This is a genomic window from Streptomyces venezuelae (assembly GCF_008642315.1).
Taxonomy (GTDB): Bacteria; Actinomycetota; Actinomycetes; order Streptomycetales; family Streptomycetaceae; genus Streptomyces; species Streptomyces venezuelae_D.
In genome coordinates this window covers 6,741,557-6,762,261 of the sequence record NZ_CP029192.1, presented here as the reverse complement: position 1 = coordinate 6,762,261, position 20,705 = coordinate 6,741,557, and the positions used below count along the sequence as shown (strand labels likewise).

16 protein-coding genes and 1 pseudogene are annotated in these 20,705 nt (G+C 71.1%); 8 read left to right on the top strand and 9 right to left on the bottom strand.

The annotated features are described in order from the left end of the window. Positions 1-135 precede the first annotated feature (135 nt). On the bottom strand, positions 136-3,294 hold the full coding sequence (gene uvrA, locus DEJ48_RS29725; RefSeq protein ID WP_150219275.1) for an excinuclease ABC subunit UvrA: 3,159 nt from the start codon (positions 3,292-3,294) through the stop codon (positions 136-138). Between the two features lie 231 nt (positions 3,295-3,525). Here uvrA and DEJ48_RS29720 point away from each other — a divergent pair, with 231 nt between their 5' ends. Together DEJ48_RS29720 and DEJ48_RS29715 are read left to right on the top strand one after the other, a co-directional pair. Next, on the top strand, positions 3,526-4,209 hold the full coding sequence (locus tag DEJ48_RS29720) for a maleylpyruvate isomerase family mycothiol-dependent enzyme (protein ID WP_150219274.1): 684 nt from the start codon (positions 3,526-3,528) through the stop codon (positions 4,207-4,209). A gap of 10 nt (positions 4,210-4,219) precedes the next feature. After that, positions 4,220-4,876: an MBL fold metallo-hydrolase gene (locus tag DEJ48_RS29715; protein WP_150219273.1), complete on the top strand. Its 657-nt coding sequence runs from the start codon at positions 4,220-4,222 to the stop codon at positions 4,874-4,876. A 16-nt stretch (positions 4,877-4,892) separates the two neighbouring features. Here DEJ48_RS29715 and aroQ read toward each other — a convergent pair whose 3' ends face one another. Further along, on the bottom strand, positions 4,893-5,360 hold the full coding sequence (gene aroQ, locus DEJ48_RS29710) for a type II 3-dehydroquinate dehydratase (protein ID WP_150219272.1): 468 nt from the start codon (positions 5,358-5,360) through the stop codon (positions 4,893-4,895). 99 nt (positions 5,361-5,459) lie between these two features. On the opposite strand from aroQ, the gene DEJ48_RS29705 reads away from it, so the two are divergent. Next, complete coding sequence (locus DEJ48_RS29705; protein ID WP_190537672.1) at positions 5,460-6,752, top strand: MFS transporter; 1,293 nt, start codon at positions 5,460-5,462, stop codon at positions 6,750-6,752. Here the strand turns inward: DEJ48_RS29705 and DEJ48_RS29700 are convergent. The 6 genes from DEJ48_RS29700 to DEJ48_RS29675 form a co-directional block, all read right to left on the bottom strand. Continuing rightward, the gene (locus DEJ48_RS29700; RefSeq protein WP_150219271.1) at positions 6,742-7,842 is read right to left on the bottom strand and encodes a calcium:proton antiporter; all 1,101 of its coding nucleotides are present in this window, start codon (positions 7,840-7,842) and stop codon (positions 6,742-6,744) included. The two genes, DEJ48_RS29705 and DEJ48_RS29700, sit on opposite strands and share 11 nt — an antisense overlap. A 75-nt stretch (positions 7,843-7,917) precedes the next feature. Further along, on the bottom strand, positions 7,918-8,916 hold the full coding sequence (locus tag DEJ48_RS29695; RefSeq protein WP_150219270.1) for a TerC family protein: 999 nt from the start codon (positions 8,914-8,916) through the stop codon (positions 7,918-7,920). 251 nt (positions 8,917-9,167) lie between these two features. Continuing rightward, a complete protein-coding gene (locus DEJ48_RS29690; protein WP_150219269.1) occupies positions 9,168-11,120 on the bottom strand; it encodes a TerD family protein in 1,953 nt (650 codons plus the stop codon). A 119-nt stretch (positions 11,121-11,239) separates the two neighbouring features. Then, positions 11,240-11,818: a TerD family protein gene (locus tag DEJ48_RS29685; protein ID WP_150166557.1), complete on the bottom strand. Its 579-nt coding sequence runs from the start codon at positions 11,816-11,818 to the stop codon at positions 11,240-11,242. A gap of 177 nt (positions 11,819-11,995) precedes the next feature. Then, positions 11,996-14,149 (bottom strand): excinuclease ABC subunit UvrB, encoded by a 2,154-nt coding sequence (uvrB, locus tag DEJ48_RS29680; RefSeq protein WP_150219268.1) that lies wholly within the window; start codon positions 14,147-14,149, stop codon positions 11,996-11,998. Between the two features lie 99 nt (positions 14,150-14,248). Continuing rightward, a complete protein-coding gene (locus DEJ48_RS29675; RefSeq protein WP_150219267.1) occupies positions 14,249-15,133 on the bottom strand; it encodes an MHYT domain-containing protein in 885 nt (294 codons plus the stop codon). 275 nt (positions 15,134-15,408) lie between these two features. Here DEJ48_RS29675 and DEJ48_RS29670 point away from each other — a divergent pair, with 275 nt between their 5' ends. From DEJ48_RS29670 to DEJ48_RS29660, 3 genes are read left to right on the top strand one after another with little or no spacing between them, the layout of a single operon-like run. After that, positions 15,409-16,299, top strand: coding sequence for a glycerophosphodiester phosphodiesterase (locus DEJ48_RS29670; protein ID WP_150219266.1), 891 nt, complete (start codon positions 15,409-15,411; stop codon positions 16,297-16,299). A 40-nt stretch (positions 16,300-16,339) separates the two neighbouring features. Continuing rightward, positions 16,340-16,894 carry a methylated-DNA--[protein]-cysteine S-methyltransferase gene (locus DEJ48_RS29665; protein ID WP_150219265.1) on the top strand — a complete coding sequence of 185 codons (555 nt, stop codon included), beginning with the start codon at positions 16,340-16,342 and terminating at the stop codon, positions 16,892-16,894. 48 nt (positions 16,895-16,942) lie between these two features. Next, the gene (locus tag DEJ48_RS29660) at positions 16,943-18,205 is read left to right on the top strand and encodes an MFS transporter (RefSeq protein WP_150219264.1); all 1,263 of its coding nucleotides are present in this window, start codon (positions 16,943-16,945) and stop codon (positions 18,203-18,205) included. 53 nt (positions 18,206-18,258) lie between these two features. Here the strand turns inward: DEJ48_RS29660 and DEJ48_RS29655 are convergent, their stop codons facing one another. Then, on the bottom strand, positions 18,259-18,624 hold the full coding sequence (locus DEJ48_RS29655) for a cupin domain-containing protein (protein ID WP_150219263.1): 366 nt from the start codon (positions 18,622-18,624) through the stop codon (positions 18,259-18,261). 108 nt (positions 18,625-18,732) lie between these two features. On the opposite strand from DEJ48_RS29655, the pseudogene DEJ48_RS29650 reads away from it, so the two are divergent. Together DEJ48_RS29650 and DEJ48_RS29645 are read left to right on the top strand one after the other, a co-directional pair. Beyond that, positions 18,733-19,637: pseudogene (locus DEJ48_RS29650) on the top strand (pseudouridine-5'-phosphate glycosidase). Continuing rightward, positions 19,634-20,569, top strand: a complete 936-nt coding sequence (locus DEJ48_RS29645; protein WP_150219262.1) for a carbohydrate kinase family protein — start codon at positions 19,634-19,636, stop codon at positions 20,567-20,569. Before DEJ48_RS29650 ends, DEJ48_RS29645 begins: the two are co-directional and overlap by 4 nt. Positions 20,570-20,705: the final 136 nt, after the last annotated feature.

Sequence of the window (20,705 nt, the reverse complement as noted above, 5' to 3'; positions counted from 1 at the left end):
TTCGGGCCGCCACTCCCCCCGCGTACGACGACGCGCCCCGCCCTTGGTGAGGGGCGGGGCGCGTCGTACGGATGGGGCGTCGGCGAGGCGCCGCCCGCGGTGGGCGGAGCGCTGTCGGCCGTGGCCCGACGCCGATCAGGCCTTGCGGGCCCGCGTGGCCTTCTTCGCGACGGCCTTCTTCGTGGAGGCAGTCTTCGTAGCGGCGGTCTTCTTGGCGACCGTCTTCTTGGCCACGGTCTGCTTGGCGGAGGCGGCCGACTTTGCGGCGGCCGCCTTCTTCGTGGCCGCACCGGAACCCGACCCGGCACCCGTCCTGGCCGTGGCCGTCTTCTTCGTGGCCGTGGCGCTCGCCGCCACCACCTTCTTGGCGGTGGCCTTCTTGGCGGCGGACTTCTTCGCGGGAGCCTTCTTCGCCGCCCCGCGCCCCCGCGAGGGCACCGCGTCGCTGATCCGGTCCGCCGCGATGATGTCCCGCAGGAACTTGCCGGTGTGGCTGGCCGGGACCCCCGCGACCTCCTCGGGCGTGCCTTCGGCGACGACGAGACCACCGCCGTTGCCGCCCTCGGGGCCCATGTCGACGACCCAGTCGGCCGTCTTGATCACGTCGAGGTTGTGCTCGATGACGATGACCGTGTTGCCCTTGTCGACCAGGCCGGAGAGGACCGTGATCAGCTTGCTGATGTCCTCGAAGTGCAGACCGGTGGTCGGCTCGTCCAGCACGTACACGGTCCGGCCCGTGGACCGCTTCTGGAGTTCGGACGCCAGCTTCACGCGCTGGGCCTCGCCTCCGGAGAGCGTGGGCGCCGACTGCCCGAGGCGCACGTACCCGAGGCCGACGTCGTGGAGCGTCTTCAGGTGACGGGCGATGGCGGGGACGGCCTCGAAGAAGCCGAGCGCTTCTTCGATCGGCATGTCGAGGACCTCGGCGATGGACTTGCCCTTGTAGTGCACGTCCAGCGTCTCGCGGTTGTAGCGCGCGCCGTGGCAGACCTCGCACGGCACGTACACATCCGGGAGGAAGTTCATCTCGATCTTGATCGTGCCGTCGCCGGAGCAGTTCTCGCAGCGGCCGCCCTTGACGTTGAAGGAGAAGCGGCCGGGCAGATAGCCCCGGACCTTCGCCTCCGTGGTCTCCGCGAAGAGCCTGCGGACGTGGTCGAAGACTCCCGTGTACGTCGCCGGGTTCGACCGCGGGGTGCGGCCGATGGGCGACTGGTCGACGTGCACGACCTTGTCGACCTGGTCGTCGCCGTCCACACGCGTGTGGCGGCCGGGGACGGACCGGGCGCCGTTCAGCTCGCGGGCCAGGTGGGTGTAGAGGATGTCGTTCACGAGCGTCGACTTGCCGGAGCCCGAGACACCCGTGACCGCGGTGAGGACGCCGAGCGGGAAGGAGACGTCGATGTCCTGGAGGTTGTTCTCGCGGGCGCCGTGCACCGTGAGCTGCCGGGACGGGTCGGCCGGGCGGCGCACGTCGGGCACCGGGATGGCCTTCTTGCCCGACAGGTACTGCCCGGTGATCGACTTGTCGTTGCCGAGCAGCTCCTTCATGGAGCCGCTGTGCACGACCTTGCCGCCGTGCTCGCCCGCGCCGGGGCCGATGTCGACGACCCAGTCGGCGACCTTGATCGTGTCCTCGTCGTGCTCGACGACGATGAGGGTGTTGCCCATGTCGCGCAGGCGGACGAGGGTCTCGATCAGGCGGTGGTTGTCGCGCTGGTGCAGGCCGATCGACGGCTCGTCCAGGACGTACAGGACGCCGACCAGGCCGGAGCCGATCTGCGTGGCCAGGCGGATGCGCTGGGCCTCGCCTCCGGAGAGGGTGCCCGCGGCACGGTTGAGCGAGAGGTAGTCCAGGCCGACGTCGACCAGGAACCGCAGGCGCTCGTTGACCTCCTTGAGGACCCGCTCGGCGATCTTCTTGTCGCGGGCGCCCAGCCGCAGCTCGGCGAGGAAGTCCGCGCAGTCGCTGATGGACATCGCGGAGACCTCGGCGATGGACTTCCCCATGACCGTGACGGCCAGGACGATCGGCTTGAGGCGGGTGCCCTCACAGGTGGGGCAGGGCACCTCGCGCATGTACCCCTCGAAGCGCTCGCGGCTCGCGTCGCTCTCGGCCTCGCTGTGGCGGCGCTTGACGAAGGGGACGGCGCCTTCGAAGGCGGTGGTGTAGACCCGCTCGCGGCCGTACCGGTTGCGGTAGCGGACCTCGATCTGCGTCTTGTGGCCGTTGAGGAGGGCCTTCTTGGCGCGCTGCGGGAGTCCGGCCCAGGGCATGTCGGTGGAGAAGCCGAGGGCGTCGGCGAGGGCTCCGACGAGCCGGCCGAAGTACTCCTTGGTGTGGCCGTGCGACCAGGGGTGGATGGCGCCCTCGTCGAGGGACTTGTCCTCGTCCGGGACGATCAGCTCGGGGTCGACCTCCATGCGCGTGCCGATGCCGGTGCAGTCCGGGCAGGCGCCGAAGGGCGAGTTGAAGGAGAAGGAGCGGGGCTCCAGCTCTTCGAAGGACAGGTCGTCGTACGGGCAGTAGAGGTGCTCCGAGTACATCCGCTCGCGCTCGGGGTCGTCCTCGGGGAGGTCGACGAAGTCGAGCACGACCATGCCGCCGGAGAGGCCGAGGGCCGTCTCCACGGAGTCGGTCAGGCGGCGCTTGGCGGAGTCCTTCACCGTGAGGCGGTCGACGACGACCTCGATGGTGTGCTTCTCCTGCTTCTTGAGCGTGGGCGGCTCGGAGAGCTGGATCGTCTGTCCGTCGACCCGCGCGCGGGAGTACCCCTTCGTCTGGAGGTCGGCGAAGAGGTCGACGAACTCGCCCTTGCGCTCGCGCACCAGCGGCGAGAGGACCTGGAAGCGGCTGCCCTCGGGCAGCTCCAGGACCTTGTCGACGATGGCCTGCGGCGACTGCCGCGAGATCGGGCGGCCGCACTCGGGACAGTGCGGCTTGCCGATGCGCGCGAAGAGCAGGCGCAGGTAGTCGTACACCTCGGTGATCGTGCCGACCGTGGAGCGCGGGTTGCGCGACGTCGACTTCTGGTCGATGGATACCGCGGGCGAGAGGCCCTCGATGAAGTCGACGTCCGGCTTGTCCATCTGGCCGAGGAACTGCCGGGCGTACGAGGAGAGGGACTCCACGTACCGCCGCTGGCCCTCGGCGAAGATCGTGTCGAACGCGAGCGAGGACTTGCCCGACCCGGAGAGTCCGGTGAAAACGATGAGTGAGTCGCGCGGGAGGTCGAGCGAGACGTTCTTGAGATTGTGCTCGCGCGCGCCACGGACGATGAGACGGTCGGCCACGCCGGGTCCGCACCTTTCTTGAGAGAAGAGACAGGGGGCAGAACCCCCGTCGTTCACAGACTAGGGCGAGCCACTGACAACGCCGGGCCGCTTCCCTGGTTCCACATGCACAACAAACCCGGACCTTCAAGAATGCCCGATGCCGCCCTCGACCATATAGCACGCGTATTCGATTTGCGGCCGTCCTGAGAGCCCTTCACCCGAACGTGTGGCGCAGCTATCGTCGACCGCATGATTGATCATGTGCGCGACCTGGCGTCTGTACGTGACGCGACCGACCGGCTGCTCAGCGCAGCGGCGAAACTGAACAACGATTCGACTGCCGAGCCGTCACGGCTCCCCGGCTGGAGCCGCGGACACGTCCTCGCCCACATCGCCCGGAACGCGGACGCCCTGGTGAACGTCCTCGCCGGGCGGCCGATGTACGAGAGTGCGCAGGCCCGGGACGCGGACATCGAGCGGGACGCCCCGCGGCCGCTGGACGCGCAGCTGGCGGACGTGCGCGAGAGCGGGGCCCGCTTCCTGGCGGAGGGCGAGCGGCCCGCCGACTGGTCCCGCACCGTGGAGCTGCGCAACGGCGTCACGGACTCGGCGGCGCGGGTGCCCTTCCGGCGCTGGGTCGAGGTCGAGCTGCACCACGTCGACCTCGGCATCGGGTACGAGCTCGAAGATCTGCCGACGGAGTTCGTGCAGCGTGAGATCGCGTTCCTGACGGCACGTTTCTCGGGGAACCCCGACGTCCCGCCCACCCGGATCACGGACGGCACGCACGCGTGGGACACCGGCAGGCAGGGCACTCCCGAGGTCACCGTCTCCGGGTCCGCGCCCGACGTGGTCGGCTGGCTGGCCGGCCGCCGCGACGGCACCGCGCTCACGGCCGAAGGGGGCCTCCTGCCCGCTCTGCCCCCGCTATAGGCTGGCGCACATGACGTACAGCGGAGCGGTGAAGGTCGGCGGGCCCGCGGATGTGCACGAGCTGCCGGACCTGATGATTTCGAAGGTCGCGGTCGGGCCGATGGACAACAACGCCTACCTGTTGCGCTGCCGGGCCACCGGCGAGCAGCTGCTGATCGACGCGGCGAACGACGCCGAGACACTGCTGACGCTGATCGGTGACGACGGCATCGCGTCCGTCGTCACCACGCATCAGCACGGCGACCACTGGCAGGCCCTGTCCGCCGTCGTCGGGGCCACCCGGGCGCGGACCTACGCGGGCCGCGAGGACGCCACCGGCATCCCCGTCCCGACGGACGTCCTGGTCGACGACGGCGACACGATCACGGTCGGCCGCGTCACGCTGACCGCGCGGCACCTGGTGGGCCACACCCCGGGCTCGATCGCGCTGGTCTACGACGACCCGCACGGCCACCCGCACGTGTTCACCGGCGACTGCCTCTTCCCGGGCGGCGTCGGCAACACGTGGAAGGACCCGAACGCCTTCGCCAGCCTCATCGATGACGTGGAGACGAAGATCTTCGGGACGCTGCCGGACGAGACGTGGGTCTACCCAGGCCACGGCGGCGACACGACGCTCGGCGCCGAGCGGCCGCACCTCGCCGAATGGCGCGCGCGGGGCTGGTGACCCGAAGGGGTACGCGTCACGCCTGGCCGGCGGCGACCAGCGCCGCCACCCGCTCCACCGCGAACGCGTACCCCTGCACACCGCACCCCGCGATGACGCCGTCGGCGCGCAGCGACACGTAGCTGTGGTGCCGGAACGCCTCGCGCTGGTGGATGTTGGAGATGTGCACCTCCAACACGGGCATGCCGTCACAGGTGTTGAGGGCGTCCAGGATCGCGACGGACGTGTGGGAGTAGGCCGCGGGGTTGATGACGATGCCGACGTGGTGCTCGCGCGCCTCGTGGATCCAGTCGACCAACTCGCCCTCGTGGTTGCTCTGCCGCAGGTCCACGGTCCCACCGTGCGCCGCGGCGGCCTTGGCGCACAGGGCCTCGACGTCGGCGAGGGTGTCCGTGCCGTAGATCTCGGGCTGGCGACGGCCGAGGAGGTTCAGGTTCGGGCCGTTCAAAATCATGATCGGGGCGGTGGCGAGGCTGCGCGTCATAAAGGAGGTCTATCACGCGCCCCACGCGCGCGGGGGACCGCACGAGACAGGCGCGATCGCCAAGCGTTACCACTGGTGACTATGGGTAGTTGACGCGGCATGCACCGAACCGCACCACCCTCACTGCCGCGTCTCGCGGCCGCCTCGCTCGCCGGGACCGCCATCGAGTTTTACGACTTCTTCATCTACGGGACGGCGGCGGCGCTGGTCCTGGGGCCGCTGTTCTTCCCGACCTTCTCGCCGCTCGCCGGAACCCTCGCCGCCTTCGCGACCTTCGGAGTGGGGTTCGTCGCGCGCCCGTTGGGGTCCGTCCTCTTCGGGCACATCGGGGACCGGCACGGACGGCGGCCCGTCCTCGTCGCGTCGCTGCTCCTCACCGGCGTCGCCACGGTCGCCGTCGGCTGCGTCCCCACGTACGAGTCGATCGGGATCGCCGCACCCGTGCTCCTTCTCGTCCTGCGCTTTCTGCAGGGGCTCGGGCTCGGCGGCGAGTGGGGCGGTGCCGTGCTGCTGACCGCGGAGCACGCGCCCGCCGAGCGGCGCGGGCTGTGGGCGAGCTTCCCGCAGGTCGGACCCTCGGTCGGGTTCCTGCTCGCCAACGGCATCATGCTGGCCCTGTCCGCCACGCTCACCGAGGCCCAGTTCGCGGCCTGGGGGTGGCGGGTGCCGTTCTGGGTCGCGGGGCTGCTCGTGGCCGTGGGCCTCGCGCTGCGCAGCTCGCTCGCCGAGAGCCCGGACTTCCTCGGCCTGCGCGAGCACGCGCGCGTGCCGCTCGCCGAAGTGGTGCGCGGCCACTGGCGCCTCGTCCTCCTGACGGCGGGCGCGCTCGCGGTGGGATACGCGGTGTTCTACGCCGTGACGACCTGGTCGCTCTCGTACGGGGTGGAGGAACTCGGCGTCAGCCGCACCGTCATGCTCGGCTGCATCATGGCGGTGGTCGTGGTGAAGGGCGCCCTGACGCCGGTGGTCGCCGTGCTGGGCGACCGTTACGGGCGGCGGCCGTTGTGTCTGCTCGGGTGCGCCGCGACGGCCCTGTGGATGTTCCCGATGATCGCGCTGCTCTCGACCGGGCAGCCGTTGCTGATGTTCACCGGGTTCCTGGTGGCGATGCTCGCGTTCATCACGATGTTCGCGGTGATCGGCGCGTATCTGCCGGAGCTGTACGAGCCCCGGATGCGGTGCACGGGCGCCGCGGTCGGCTACAACCTCGGCGGGGTGGTCGGCGGCGCGCTCACCCCGATCGTGGCGACGGCGGCGGCGCAGGGGGACGGGACGCCGTGGGGCGTGGCCGCGTATCTGACGGGGGTCGCGCTGCTGAGCCTCGGCTGCTTCGCGCTGCTGCCCGAGACCCGTCCCGTCCCGGTTCCCGATCCGGCCGCCGCTACGGGGTGACGGCGAGTTCCAGGAACGCCGCGAACAGCACCAGGTGGACGCCGCCCTGGAGCGGCGTGGCGCGTCCGGGCACGACCGTCAGGGTGCCGACGATCACGGTGAGCGCGAGCAGCACCATGTGGGTCGAGCTGAGCCCCAGCACGAGCGGTCCCGACAGCCATACGGAGGCGATGGCGACGGCCGGGATGGTCAGTCCGATGCTGGCCATCGCCGAGCCGAGGGCGAGGTTCAGGCTGGTCTGGACGCGGTCGCGGCGGGCGGCGCGCACGGCCGCGATGGTCTCCGGGAGCAGCACGAGCAGCGCGATGATCACACCGACGACGGCGTGCGGCATGCCGGCGCTCTCCACACCCGACTCGATCGTCGGGGACACGCCTTTGGCCAGGCCGACCACTCCGACCAGCGCGAGCCCGAGCAGTCCCAGGCTCAGCAGCGCCTCCTTGGAGGAGGGGCCTTCGGCGTGGCTGTCGGTGTCGATGACCTCGCCCTGTTTGGTGAGGGGCAGGAAGTAGTCGCGGTGCCGCACGGTCTGGGTGGTCACGAAGATGCCGTAGAGGACGATCGAGGCGACCGCGGCGAAGGTGAGCTGGGCCGTGGAGAACTCGGGGCCCTGCTTGGTGGTGGTGAAGGTCGGCAGGACCAGACAGAGCGTGGCCAGCGTCGCGACGGTGGCGAGGGCGGCGCCGGTGCCCTCGGGGTTGAAGACGGCGACGCGATGGCGGAGGGCGCCCACCAGGAGGCAGAGCCCGACGATGCCGTTGCAGGTGATCATCACGGCGGCGAAGACGGTGTCCCGCGCGAGGGTGGTGCTCTTGTCGCCGCCGTCGGCCATGAGGGTGACGATCAGCGCCACCTCGATGATCGTGACGGCGACCGCGAGGACGAGTGAGCCGAAGGGTTCGCCCACCCGGTGCGCGATGACCTCGGCGTGGTGGACGGCGGCGAGCACCGCCCCCGCGAGGATCAGCGTCACCACGGCGACCACCACGCCGGGCAGGTCCCGCCCCCAGGTGAGGGCGAGGAGAACGATGGCGAGGACCGGCACCACGGCCGTCCACTGCATGCCGAGCGCCCGGAGCCGAGTGACCATGACTCGATGCTGCCCCGGGCGCTCTGGTGCCGCTACTCGGTGCCTCCCGCCCGGTGAGGGGCGGGAGGGGTGCCGTCAGGCCTCGACGCTGTCCTTGCGGGCGTCGTCCCCGGCCTCGGCGGCCGCCTGCTGCTCCTGCTTCTTGGAGGCGATGAGGCTGGTGATCGTGGTGATCACCAGGACGCCGCAGATGACGCCCAGCGAGACGGGAATGGAGATCTCGGGGACGTGCACCCCGTTCTCGTGCAGGGCGTGCAGGACGAGCTTCACGCCGATGAAGCCGAGGATCACCGACAGGCCGTAGCTGAGGTGGACCAGCTTCCTGAGGAGTCCGCCGATGAGGAAGTACAGCTGGCGGAGGCCCATCAGGGCGAAGGCGTTCGCGGTGAAGACGATGTACGGGTCCTGGGTGAGGCCGAAGATCGCCGGGATGGAGTCCATCGCGAAGAGCACGTCGGTGGTGCCGATGGCGAGCATGACGACCATGAGCGGCGTCATGATCTTCTTGCCGTTCTTCCTGACGAACAGCTTCGTGCCCTCGTACCGGTCCGAGACGCCGAACTTCTTCTCGATGGACTTCAGGAGGCGGTTCTCCTCCCAGTCCTCTTCCTCCTCGTCGGCGCGGGCCTCCTGGATGAGCTTCCAGGCGGTGTAGATCAGGAACGCGCCGAAGATGTAGAAGACCCACGAGAAGTTGGCGATCACCGCGGCGCCGGCGGCGATGAAGATCGCACGCAGCACCAGGGCGATGAGCACGCCGAACAGCAGCACGCGCTGCTGCAGGTGGGAGGGGACCGAGAACTTCGCCATGATCAGGATGAAGACGAAGAGGTTGTCCACGGAGAGGGACTTCTCGGTGATGAAGCCGGCGAAGAACTCGCCCGACGCCTGGCTCTCGCCCGCGATCAGCAGGCCGAGTCCGAAGAGCGCCGCGAGGACGATCCAGACGATCGTCCAGATTCCGGCTTCCTTGATCGACACGTCATGGGGCTTGCGCCCGATGAAGAAGTCGACCGCGATCAGGGCACACAGACCGAGAACGGTCGTCACCCACAGGGTCATTGAAACGTCCACTGCGCCTCCGGCGTCGTACGGCTACTGATCAGCGTCGTCGCTGCCGGAGGTCTCTTCCACCCGAGGCGGTCGCCGCCATGTGTCGGGCCGACGCCCCGGGACCGATGGCGGTCCGTATTGACGGGTACGTCGCAGCCGGGAGTACTCCCCTCCGCAGGTAGAAGCGTACGCGAAATACCAAGCATTGGTAAAGGAGACGGCAAACAAGAGCCAAAAGCCCTGGTCAGGGCGGCACAAAAGTCGCTTTGACGTCAACGCCCGCCGTTGCGTCGGGCCGTGGCGACCCGGTCCAGGAGCTGCCGCAGGATCTGGCTCCCCCGCGGGATCACCGGCGGGTCGTACGTCCACGTGTGCCCGACCCACGGGTCGGCGAGGTGGTCGTCGGGCACCGGCGTCAGCCGCAGCAGCGCACGCCACAGCGGGTCGAGCAGCGGCCCGTACGCGGCGGCGTCCTCGCGGTCGGCGACCATCATGAGGTGGACGCCGACGGCCGGGCCCTCGTCCGCGAGGTAGCGCAGCTGGGTCACGGCGCGGTCGTCGAAACCGTGCGGGAAGTCGTTGACGATCAGGAGCTGCTCGGCGATGTCCAGATCCGGCGGCAGCGCGTCGGCGGCACCGCCTCGGACGGCCATCTGGACCAGGTCCACGCGCTGCGTGAGCCCGCCGAGGACGTCCGCGACGCCCGCCGCCCCGGTGGCCGGGGGCCCGGCGAGCACACCGGCCTCCACGAGCGGGGCGAGCGAGGACGCGGCGGCACCCGCCGCGTCGATGACGTGCACCTGGAACTCGCCCGCCGGATAGGCCGCGAGGAGCCGCGCCGCGTGCGCCACGGCGGTGTCCATGGCCAGCCTGCGCAGCTCGGCGGAGTCGGTGAAGGAGTTGGTGAGGGCCTTGCCGCTGTCGATCCACAGGCCGCGCTCCAGCGGCAGCCGGACGAGCATCGGGATCCGCAGGTCGACGCGCTCGGGCAGATGGAGGTCGCCGAGGCGCAGCGCCATGGGGATCTCCATCGGCGCCCGGTAGGCGTGCCAGGCGGGACTGCTCCACGACGCGTACGCCGGGGGCAGGGCGGGCTCGACGACGTCGGCCTCGGCGGCGAGCTGGGCCAGGTCGCGGTCGAGGGCGGCCCTGGCCCGCGCGACGAGGTCGGCGTGCTTGGCGCGGGCGCTCTCGCGCGCGGCGTCACCGGCGCCGCCGATGCGGCTGCGCGGGTCGGAGAGGACCTTGTCGAGCTCCTGCTCCATGCGGGAGTCGGCGAAGTCGACGGCGCTGCGGTACGCCGCCGTGGTGCGGGCCAAATCCTCGAACATGCCCCACACCTGGTTGTAGAGCCGCTCCTCCATGGACCAGCCGGTGGCGTCGCCCGCGACGGGCTGGGCGGGCTCGCCGGGGCGGGCCGGCGGCACGGCGGGCGGGGGCGGCGGGGGCGCTGTGGTCTGGCGTCGCGGGTGCGCGTAGTTGACGGGGCCGCCGCTCGGCTGGTCGGCGGGGGCGAGGGGGGTGTCGTCGGCCTGCTGCCGCGCGGGGTGGCCCGGTGCGGCGTCGGGGTGGCCCTCGGGCGGCGGGGCCGAGCGGCCGTCCTGGCCCTGTGAGGCGGTGCGCACCCGGGTGCCGTCGGCGGGGCGGGGCGGCGGGGCGGCCACGGAGCGGGCCAGGCCCTGGGCGACCGCTTCGTTGATGGCGGCGGCCAGCTCGCGGGCCTGGGGCAGGCCCTGGTCGGTGAGCATGTCGGCGAGGCCGCCCGCGTACCCCTGGCCGACGGCGCGGACCTTCCAGGCACCCTGGCGGCGGTAGAGCTCCAGGGCGACGACGGCGGACTCGGCGTCCAGGTCGGTGATGGTGTAACTGGCGATCTCGGTGCCGTCGAGTCCGGTGACCGCGACGAAGGGCGCCGCGAGGGCGCGGAACGTGGCCGGGCCCTCGACGCCGACGGGCAGCGCGAGCAGGACGCTGACGCGGTGCACGGTGTCCTTGAGGGCGCCGAGGTCGACGACGAGCCGGTGGTCGGCGGCCGCCTGCTTGGACACCTCGATGCCCGGGAGGGTGGGCGAACCGGGGTGGGCCACCCACTCCACGCCGTGGACCCGGCCCCGGTCGTCGCCGAGCGTGGCGCCCGCGACGACGGGGCGGCCCGCCGACACGCGGATCTCCAGGCGGGTCCCGGGAAGCGGGTGGTTCTGCCCCCGCACCAGCTCGGCCGTCATCGCGTTCGTTCCCCCTTGTACGTACGGATGGTGCTTGCGGAGCCGGTGGCGTTCGTGTGACTCCGGTTACTGCCGTGGTGCTGGTTGCTGCTGGTGGCGCCGGTTGTTGTTGTCGTGCTTTACAGGTGCGGCAGGATCGACGGCATCAGGTCCTGGAAGGTGCGGCCGTTGGCCGGGGTGCCGATGGCCGTCATCTGCCAGCCGGCGCCCGCCCGGTGGACCTTCGCCATGATCTGCGCGGTGTACTGGCCGCCGCCGTCCAGGGTGTAGCGCGCGAGCTCCTGGCCGTTGGTCTCGTCGACCAGACGGCAGAACGCGTTCTGCACCTCCTGGAAGGTCTGGCCGGTGAACGAGTTCACCGTGAAGACGATCTGGTCGATGTGGACGGGGATCCGCTGGAGGTCGACGAGGATCGCCTCGTCGTCCCCGCCCGCGCCGACGCCGCCCACGAGGTTGTCGCCGGTGTGCCGCACCGAGCCGTCGTCGCTGACCAGGTGGCGGAAGAACACGACGTCCACCGGCTGCTTGTCCGCGAACAGCACCGCCGAGGCGTCCAGATCGACCTCACGGGTCCGCGAGCCGAACAGGCCACGGCGCGGAGCCGCCTGCCACCCGAGTCCCATGCGCACCGCGGTCAGGGCGCCCCCGTCGTCCTTCTGCAGGCTGATGGCCTGACCCTTGGTCATGTTGACCGTCACGCGCTGTCCCCTCTCGAACTGCCTGGGCAACCGCCTCTTGCGGTTGCCCAGCACCTTATGCACTCCGACCTGCGAAGCAGCACTCCGGGGCGCACATTGTGGCGGTCTTGCAACAGACCGGGCAGTACGCCGTTTCCCGGGCCCCAGGCGTGTTCTCCAGGCCCCGGCGACACAGCCTCAGGCCTGGCCCGCCTCCCGCATCTGCCGCAGCTCCTTCTTCATCTCAGACACCTCGTCGCGCAGCCGGGCCGCGATCTCGAACTGCAGGTCGGCGGCGGCCGCGCGCATGCGCTCGGTCATCTCGTCGATCTGCTCGGCCAGCTCGGCGGCCGGGCGGTCGGTCGGGACGGTCTCCGCGCCCTTCTTGCCCTTCGCCTTGCCCTTGGCGGGCGCGGCGGCCTTGCCGGCCTTGGCCGCCTCGCCGCCGAGCGCGGGCACCGGGGCCTTGCCGGCCTTCGCCTTGCGGTAGTCCGAGCCGAGGAGCTGCTCGGTGTCGACTTCCTCGCGGGCGATCTGCGACACGATGTCGTTGATCTTCTTGCGGAGGGGCTGCGGGTCGATGCCCTTCTCCTTGTTGTACGCGATCTGCTTCTCGCGGCGCCGGTTGGTCTCGTCGATGGCCTTCTCCATCGCCGGCGTGATCTTGTCGGCGTACATGTGGACCTGACCGGACACGTTGCGCGCCGCGCGGCCGATGGTCTGGATCAGGGAGGTGCCGGAGCGCAGGAAGCCCTCCTTGTCGGCGTCGAGGATCGCCACGAGGGAGACCTCGGGGAGGTCGAGTCCCTCACGCAGGAGGTTGATGCCGACCAGGACGTCGTACTCCCCCGCCCGCAGTTCGCGCAGGAGCTCCACGCGGCGCAGGGTGTCGACGTCGCTGTGGAGATAGCGGACCTGGATGCCGAGCTCGAGGAAGTAGTCCGTGAGGTCCTCGGCCATCTTCTTGGTGAGCGTGGTGACCAGGACGCGCTCGTCCTTCTCGGTGCGCGTGCGGATCTCGTGCACCAGGTCGTCGATCTGGCCCTCGGTGGGCTTGACGACGACCTCGGGGTCGACGAGGCCGGTGGGGCGGATGATCTGCTCGACGAAGCCGTCACCGCGCGAGAGCTCGTACTTCCCCGGGGTCGCCGAGAGGTAGACCGTCTGCCCGATGCGGCCGAGGAACTCCTCCCACTTCAGGGGACGGTTGTCCAACGCGGAGGGCAGTCGGAAACCGTGGTCCACGAGGGTGCGCTTGCGGGAGGCGTCCCCCTCGTACATCGCGCCGATCTGCGGGACCGTGACGTGCGACTCGTCCAGGACCAGGAGGAAGTCCTCCGGGAAGTAGTCGAGGAGGGTGTTGGGGGCCGTGCCCGGGGCGCGGTCGTCGAAGTGCATCGAGTAGTTCTCGACGCCGGAGCAGGAGCCGATCTGGCGGAGCATCTCCAGGTCGTACGTCGTGCGCATGCGCAGGCGCTGGGCCTCCAGCATCTTGCCCTGCTTCTCCAGCTCGGCGAGGCGCTCGGTGAGCTCCTTCTCGATGCCGGTGACGGCCTTCTCCAGGCGCTCGGGACCCGCTACGTAGTGCGAGGCGGGGAAGACGTACAGGTGGTCGTCGTCGCTGATGACCTCGCCGGTGAGCGGGTGCAGCGTGGAGAGCGCCTCGATCTCGTCGCCGAACATCTCGATGCGCACGGCCAGCTCTTCATAGACCGGGAAGATCTCGATGGTGTCGCCGCGGACGCGGAAGGTGCCGCGGGTGAAGGCCAGGTCGTTGCGCGTGTACTGGATGTCGACGAAGCGGCGCAGGAGCTGGTCGCGGTCGATCTCCTCGCCGACCTTCAGGGGGACCATGCGGTCCACGTACTCCTGCGGGGTGCCCAGGCCGTAGATGCAGGAGACGGAGGCGACCACGACCACGTCGCGGCGGGTCAGCAGCGAGTTGGTGGCGGAGTGGCGCAGACGCTCCACCTCCTCGTTGATCGAGGAGTCCTTCTCGATGTACGTGTCCGACTGCGGAACGTACGCCTCCGGCTGGTAGTAGTCGTAGTACGAGACGAAGTACTCGACGGCGTTGTTGGGCAGTAGCTCGCGGAATTCGTTCGCCAGCTGGGCGGCCAGTGTCTTGTTCGGCGCCATCACGAGGGTGGGGCGCTGGAGCTTCTCGATCATCCACGCGGTGGTGGCCGACTTGCCGGTGCCGGTCGCGCCGAGCAGGACGACATCCTTCTCACCCGCACGGATGCGCCGCTCGAGGTCGGCGATGGCGGTCGGCTGGTCGCCGCTGGGCTGGTACGGACTGACGACCTCGAAAGGTGCCACCGTGCGTTCGATCTTGGATACGGGCCGCATGGAATCCACCGTACGACCCCGCACTGACAACGGGGCGGGACCGGCCGTCCGACGGCGCCCCGGTTCGGTCCCGCGGGGCCCGGCCGGCCGGGGCCGGGCTCACCAGTTCTGCGGGCTGCGGGAGCCGGGGCGGGTTCGGGAGCGGGGGCGGGTCCTGCGGCGGGGGACCGGCACATGGCGGTCGCCGGAGCGCGGGACGGGGTAGGCCTGCCGGGTGCGGCTGCCGTTCGCGGGGTTCCTGACGTCCGCCTGGCCGCCCATCACCATGAGCGGGTCGAACATCACGATGACGCCCGCGAGGAGCAGGAAGGCGAGCGGCCCGATCATCATGGGCGCGAGGATCTCGGCGGGCGAGTCGCCGGGCGGGGCGGCACCCGAGCCGTGCAGATGGACGCTGAGGCCCGCCATGCCCATGTAGTGCATGCCGCTCACGGCCAGGCCCATGACGAGGCTGGCACCGAGGCTCCACAGGATCCCTCTGACCTGTCCGGCCGCCCAGAGCGCGGCGGTCGCGGCGACCATGGCGATCACCACGGACGCGGCGACGGTCAGGGTGTTGTACTCCAGCGTCCCGCGCAGACGCATACCGGCCATACCCAGGTAGTGCATGGTGGCGACGCCGAGTCCCGTGACCGTCCCGCCGGTGAAGAGGGCGGTGCCCGTCGCGCCGCGGTAGCCGACGATGAAGATCCCGATGCCGACCATGACGATGGCGACGGCGAGACTCGCGAAGGTCAGCGGCTTGTCGTAGTGGATCGGGGCCTCCTCGACGGTGAAGCCCATCATCGCCACGAAGTGCATGGTCCAGATCCCGGAGCCGATCGCGGCCGAGCCGAGCGCCAGCCAGCCGGGCCGCCACGAGTGCTCGACGAGGAGCGATCTGGTCGTGCAGCGCAGCCCGAGCGCCCCTCCCAGACACGCCATGAGGTAGGCCACCACCGGCGTGACGACTCCGTAGCTGAACCCGTCGACCGTGCCCTGCATGCCCGGTAGCCCTTCCGCCTGTTGTGACCAAATGCCCTGAATACGCCCCATGCACCCCCTGCCGGCGGCCATCTGAAAGACCGTCGGCTGAGGCTGAGAGTAAAGCTCAGCCCGGAACGTACGAACGATTTTCCGGCAAAGAATCGCCATCCCCACGCGCGGGGTCCTCGTCTTTGACGACTCCGTTCAACCTGTGGCCATCCTGCACCTGTCTCCCGTTGGCCGTGGACTGTCACTCTCAAGCGGTCCGCGATCACACGACGCGAGGAGTACCCGTGTACGCACGTGCTGCCGCCACCACCGCTGCCCTTCTGGGAGCCGGTGCACTCGTCCTCCCCACCGCCACCGCCAGCGCGCAGACCCCGGCGCCGAGCACCGTCAAGCACGACCGGCCGCTGGTCGTCGCCCACCGCGGCGCATCGGCCTACGCCCCCGAGAACACCTTCGCGGCCATCGACAAGGCCCGCGCCATGGGGTTCCGCTGGGTCGAGAACGACGTCCAGCGCACCAAGGACGGCGAACTGGTGATCATGCACGACGACACCCTGAAGCGGACGACGAACGTCGAGGAGGTCTACCCCGGCCGCTCCCCCTGGAAGGTCAAGGACTTCACGGCGGCCGAGATAGCCAAGCTCGACGCGGGCAGCTGGTTCAGCGAGAAGTACGCGGGGCAGCGCGTCCCGACCCTCAAGCAGTACATGCGCCGGGTCTCGCACAACCACCAGAGCCTGGTCTTCGAGTTCAAGAAGCCCGAGCTGTACCCCGGCATCGAGAAGCAGGGCCTGCGCGTCCTGCGCAACGAGGGCTGGCTCGACAAGCACCACGTGAAGAGCAAGCTGGTCATCCAGAGCTTCAGTGCGGACAGTGTGAAGACGGTGCACAAGCTGCGGCCCGACGTGAAGACCGGTTTCCTCGGCACCCCGTCGGTCGCCGAGCTGCCCGCCTACGCGCGCTTCGCCGACCAGATCAACTCGTCGCACACGACCATCTCGGCCGCGTACGTCTCCGCGATCCACGCCCTCAAGGGCCCGCACGGCAAGCCGCTGGAAATCTTCACGTGGACCGTGAACGACGCCCCGAACGCCAAGCGGGCCGCGGGCTTCGGCGTGAACGGGATCATCACCAACACGCCGGACGTCGTGCGCAAGGCGCTGCGCGAGGACTGACGGACCCGCGTTGTCAGTGGGCGGTCGTACGGTGGTCGACATGAACGCCATGGCGCAGGACCAGCGTGCGGCCGTGTGGGCCGTCGTCGACAGCGACATCGGACCGCTGCTGCTCGTCGCGACCGGCGAAGGCCTGGTCACCGTGGGCTTCCACGCCACGGAGGCGGTGCGCGAGAAGACCCTGGACCGGCTCGGCTCCCGCCTGGGTGCCGAGCCGGTCCACGCACCGGACTCGCCCCTGCTCGCCGGGCCGACGGCGCAGCTCCGGGAGTACTTCGCGGGCGACCGGCACGACTTCGAGCTGCCGCTCGACTGGTCCATGGTCACCGGCTTCAACCGCCAGGTGCTGCGCGAACTCGCGGACGGGGTGCCGTACGGGGCAGTGGTGGGCTACGGGGACCTCGCCCGCCGCGTCGGCAGTCCGGGCGCGGCCCAGGCCGTGGGGCTCGCGATGGGCGCCAATCCGCTGCCGGTCGTGGTGCCGTGCCACCGCGTGGTCGAGAGCGACGGCGGAATAGGCGGCTTCGGAGGCGGCCTGGAGACCAAGCGGCAGCTGCTCGCCCTCGAAGGGGTGCTCCCCCAGCCACTGTTCTGACCCGGTTCAGCGTTCCCGGGGGCGCGACCCCCCTGGCACACTGCGTCAGTGACTTCGACCGTCGACGCCCCTGACATACCCGGCCCGGAGGCGCTCGCCGCCCTGCGCCGCCGCACGAACGCGGTGCTGATCGCCAGTCAGATCCTGGGAGGCCTGGGCGTGCCGATCGGCATCGCCCTGGCTCCGATGCTGGCCACCGACGTGAGCGGGACAGAGGCCCTGTCCGGTCTCGCGCCGACGGCCTCCGTGGCGGGCACGGCCCTTCTCTCGCTGCCGCTCGCCGCGCTGATGAACGCGCGCGGACGGCGCGCCGGTCTCGTCCTCGCCTATGTGATCGGCGCGCTGGGCGCGGGACTCGTCGTGTGTGCCTCGGTCGTCGAGAGCTTCCCGCTGCTGCTGCTCGGCATGGCGGCCTTCGGCGCGGGCTCGCTGGCGACACTGCAGGCACGTTTCGCCGCGGCCGATCTCGTGGAGCCCGACCGGCGCGGGCGTGCCATCTCCCACGTCATCTGGGCCACGACGATCGGTTCGGTGCTGGGCCCGAACATCTCCGCGCCCGCGAGCCGGGTCTTCACCGACACGTCGATCCCGAAGGAGGCCGGTCCCTTCCTCTTCGCCGCCGGGATCTTCGCGGCCGCCGCCGTGCTGGTGGCGGTGCTGCTGCGGCCCGATCCGCTGCTCACGGCCCGTGCGCTGGCACCCCAGGAGAGCGGCACCGCACAGAGCCGTTCGCTGAAGGCGGGCATCGCGGCGGTGGCCGCCTCGCCGATGGCGCGGCTCGCCCTCGTGACGGTGGCCGCCTCGCACACCGTGATGGTCTCGATCATGGTGATGACCCCGGTCGACCTCGGACACCACGGGGCGAGCCTGCAGCTGGTGGGGCTGGTCATCAGCGGCCACATCGCTGGTATGTACGCGTTCTCGCCGGTGATGGGGTGGCTCGCCGACCGGTTCGGCAGGCTCTCCGTGATCGGGCTCGCGGTGGGACTGCTGTGCTGCGCCGCGCTGCTCGCCGGCACGGCGGGGCCGAGCCACGGCCAGACCGCCGCCGGACTCTTCGTGCTGGGCCTCGGCTGGTCCGCGGGCCTGGTCTCCGGCTCGGCGCTGCTCACCGATTCGGTGCCGCCGCCCGCACGGGCGGCCGTGCAAGGGCTCTCGGACCTGACGATGAACGCGGCGGCGGGCATCGGCGGCGCCGCCGCGGGTCTGATCGTCGCGCGCGCCAGTTACGGCTGGCTCAACCTGGTCGGCGTCTGCCTGCTGCTGCCGATGGCCGCGCTCGCCCTGCGCCGGGCGCTCAAGAAAGCGTGAGGCGCGGCGCCGGGGCGGGCGCGAGGACGGTCACGGAAGCGTGCTGAGGACGGTCACGGGAGCGTGATGTGGTACGCCTTGCGCAGCGTCTCGTGCACCGTCCAGGTCGTGCGGTCGCCCTCGCGCAGCACGGCCGCGTCGCCCGGGCCGACCTCCAGGGTGTCGCCGCCCTCGACGGCGACGGTGGCGCGTCCGCTGACGACCACGAAGAGCTCGTTGGCCTCGGTGTCGGTGACCACGCCCGGCGTGATCTGCCAGATGCCGCGCAGCTGCTTGCCGTCGGCGGACTCCCACAGCACCTTGCCGGTCACGACCGGGTCTCCCGAAACGATCTGGGCCGGGTCGAGCGGCTCGACCTCCAGCTCGACGTCCGGAATGTGCACGGCAAAAGACGCAACAGTCTGATCATTCGTGGTCATGGCCGGTCACCCTAGCCCGGGGCCGGGAGGCCCCTCGCCGCCGGGGGTTTGACGGAAGGCACCGCCCGCCAGGGATGAGGGGAGACCCGACAGGCAGGAGGCAGGCCCGTGCTGGTGGTGTCCGAAGAGGTGCGGACGGCGGTCGCGGAGCGCCGTCCCGTGGTGGCCCTGGAGTCCACGATCATCGCGCACGGCCTGCCGAGGCCGCGCAACCTCCAGGTGGCCGAGGAACTCGAAGCAGTCGTACGGGACGAGGGTGCCGTACCGGCGACGATCGCCGTGCTGGACGGCGTCCCGCGCGTCGGCCTGACCAAGGACCAGTTGCAGCGCGTCGCGAACGACGACGGCATCCGCAAGCTCGGCCACCGCGATCTGCCCCTCGCCGTCGCGACGGCCGCGAGCGGCGCCACGACGGTGTCGGCGACGGCGCTGCTCGCCGCACGCGCGGGGTTGCGCGTGTTCGCCACGGGCGGGCTCGGCGGGGTGCACCGGCAGTGGACGCAGGCGCAGGACGAGTCGGCCGACCTGGGACTGCTCGCCCGCACGAGGATCGCGGTGGTGTGCGCGGGCGTGAAGTCGATCCTGGACGTCGGGGCGACGCTGGAGCGCCTGGAGACGCTGGGCGTCGCCGTGGCGGGGTACGGGACCGACCGCTTCCCGGGCTTCTACCTCGCCGACTCCGGGCATCCGGTGGACTGGACGCTGCGCACGCCCGGCGAGGTCGCCGAGGTGATACGGGCCCAGGACGCGCTCGGCGGCCCCGACTCGGCGCTCATCGTGGCCAATCCGGTGCCGCGCGCCGAACAGCTCGATCCCGCGCTCCACGCGCGCGTGCTCGCCGAGGCGCTGACGGCGTGCGAGGAGCGGGGCATCACCGGGCAGGCGATCACGCCGTTCCTGCTGGGCGAGTTGGTGCGACGCACCGGGGCGCGTCGCTCGAGGCCAACCTCGCGGCGGTCCGCGGCAACGTGCGGCTCGCGGGGCGGGTGGCGACGGCCTGGGCGGGGCGTTGAGCGGACGGGCCGACGGCGCCGTACCGGGCGCGCTGCTGGTCGTCGGGGACGTCGTCACCGACATCGTGGCCCGGCACCGTACGGCGCTCGTACCGGGCACCGACACCGCGGCGGCCATCCGCACCGTGCCGGGCGGCGCGGGCGCCAACGTGGCGTGCTGGGCCGTGTATCGGGGCTGCCGCGACGTACGGTTCGTCGGCCGGGTCGGCGCCGAATCGGCGGCGTGGCACGAAGCGGCCCTCACGCGCGCGGGGGTGCGGTCCCGGCTCGTCGTCGACCCCGGGGCGCCGACGGGGACGGTGATCTGTCTGGTGGACGGGGGCGCCGCGGCGGAGCGGACGTTCCTCACGGACAGCGGTGCCGCGCTGCGGCTGTCCCCCGCCGACTGGTCGTCCCGGGACCTCGACGGCGTCGCCCTGCTGCACCTCTCCGGGTACCTGTTCTTCGCGGAGCCCGGCCGGGCGGCTGCCCGCGCGGCGCTCTCGGCGGCCCGCGCGCGTGGGGTGCCGGTGAGCGTGGATCCCGCGTCGGCGGGGTTCCTCGCGGAGACGGGGCCGGAGCGCTTCCTGTCCGCGGTGGACGGGGTGGCGGTCCTGCTGCCGAGCCGGGACGAAGCGGAGCTCCTCACCGGCCTGCCCGACCCGGCGGACGCGGCAGCGAAGCTGAGCCTCCACTTCCCGTCCGTCGTGGTCAAACTGGGCGCGGAGGGAGCACTGGTGGCCCGGAACGGCGAGGTCCTGCACCGCGTCCCCGCACCCCTCGCACGGCCCCGCGACTCGACGGGGGCGGGCGACGCCTTCACCGGCGCGTTCCTGGCCGCGCGGCTGACCGGGGCGGATCTGCGCGAGGCGGTGACGGCGGGATGCGAGGCGGGGGCGCGGGCGGTGCAGCGGACCGGCGGCAGACCTCCGGACCCGGCGACGGGGGCGTGACGCCGTGCGGCGACCGACCCGCGGCGAGGTCCTCGACGCCGCTTCCGCCGCGGGCTCCCCGCGGCCCGGCGGCAGACTGCGCCGCGGAGCCCGAGCGGGTGGCACGCACGCACCGGTGGTCACCCGGGGGCGGCCG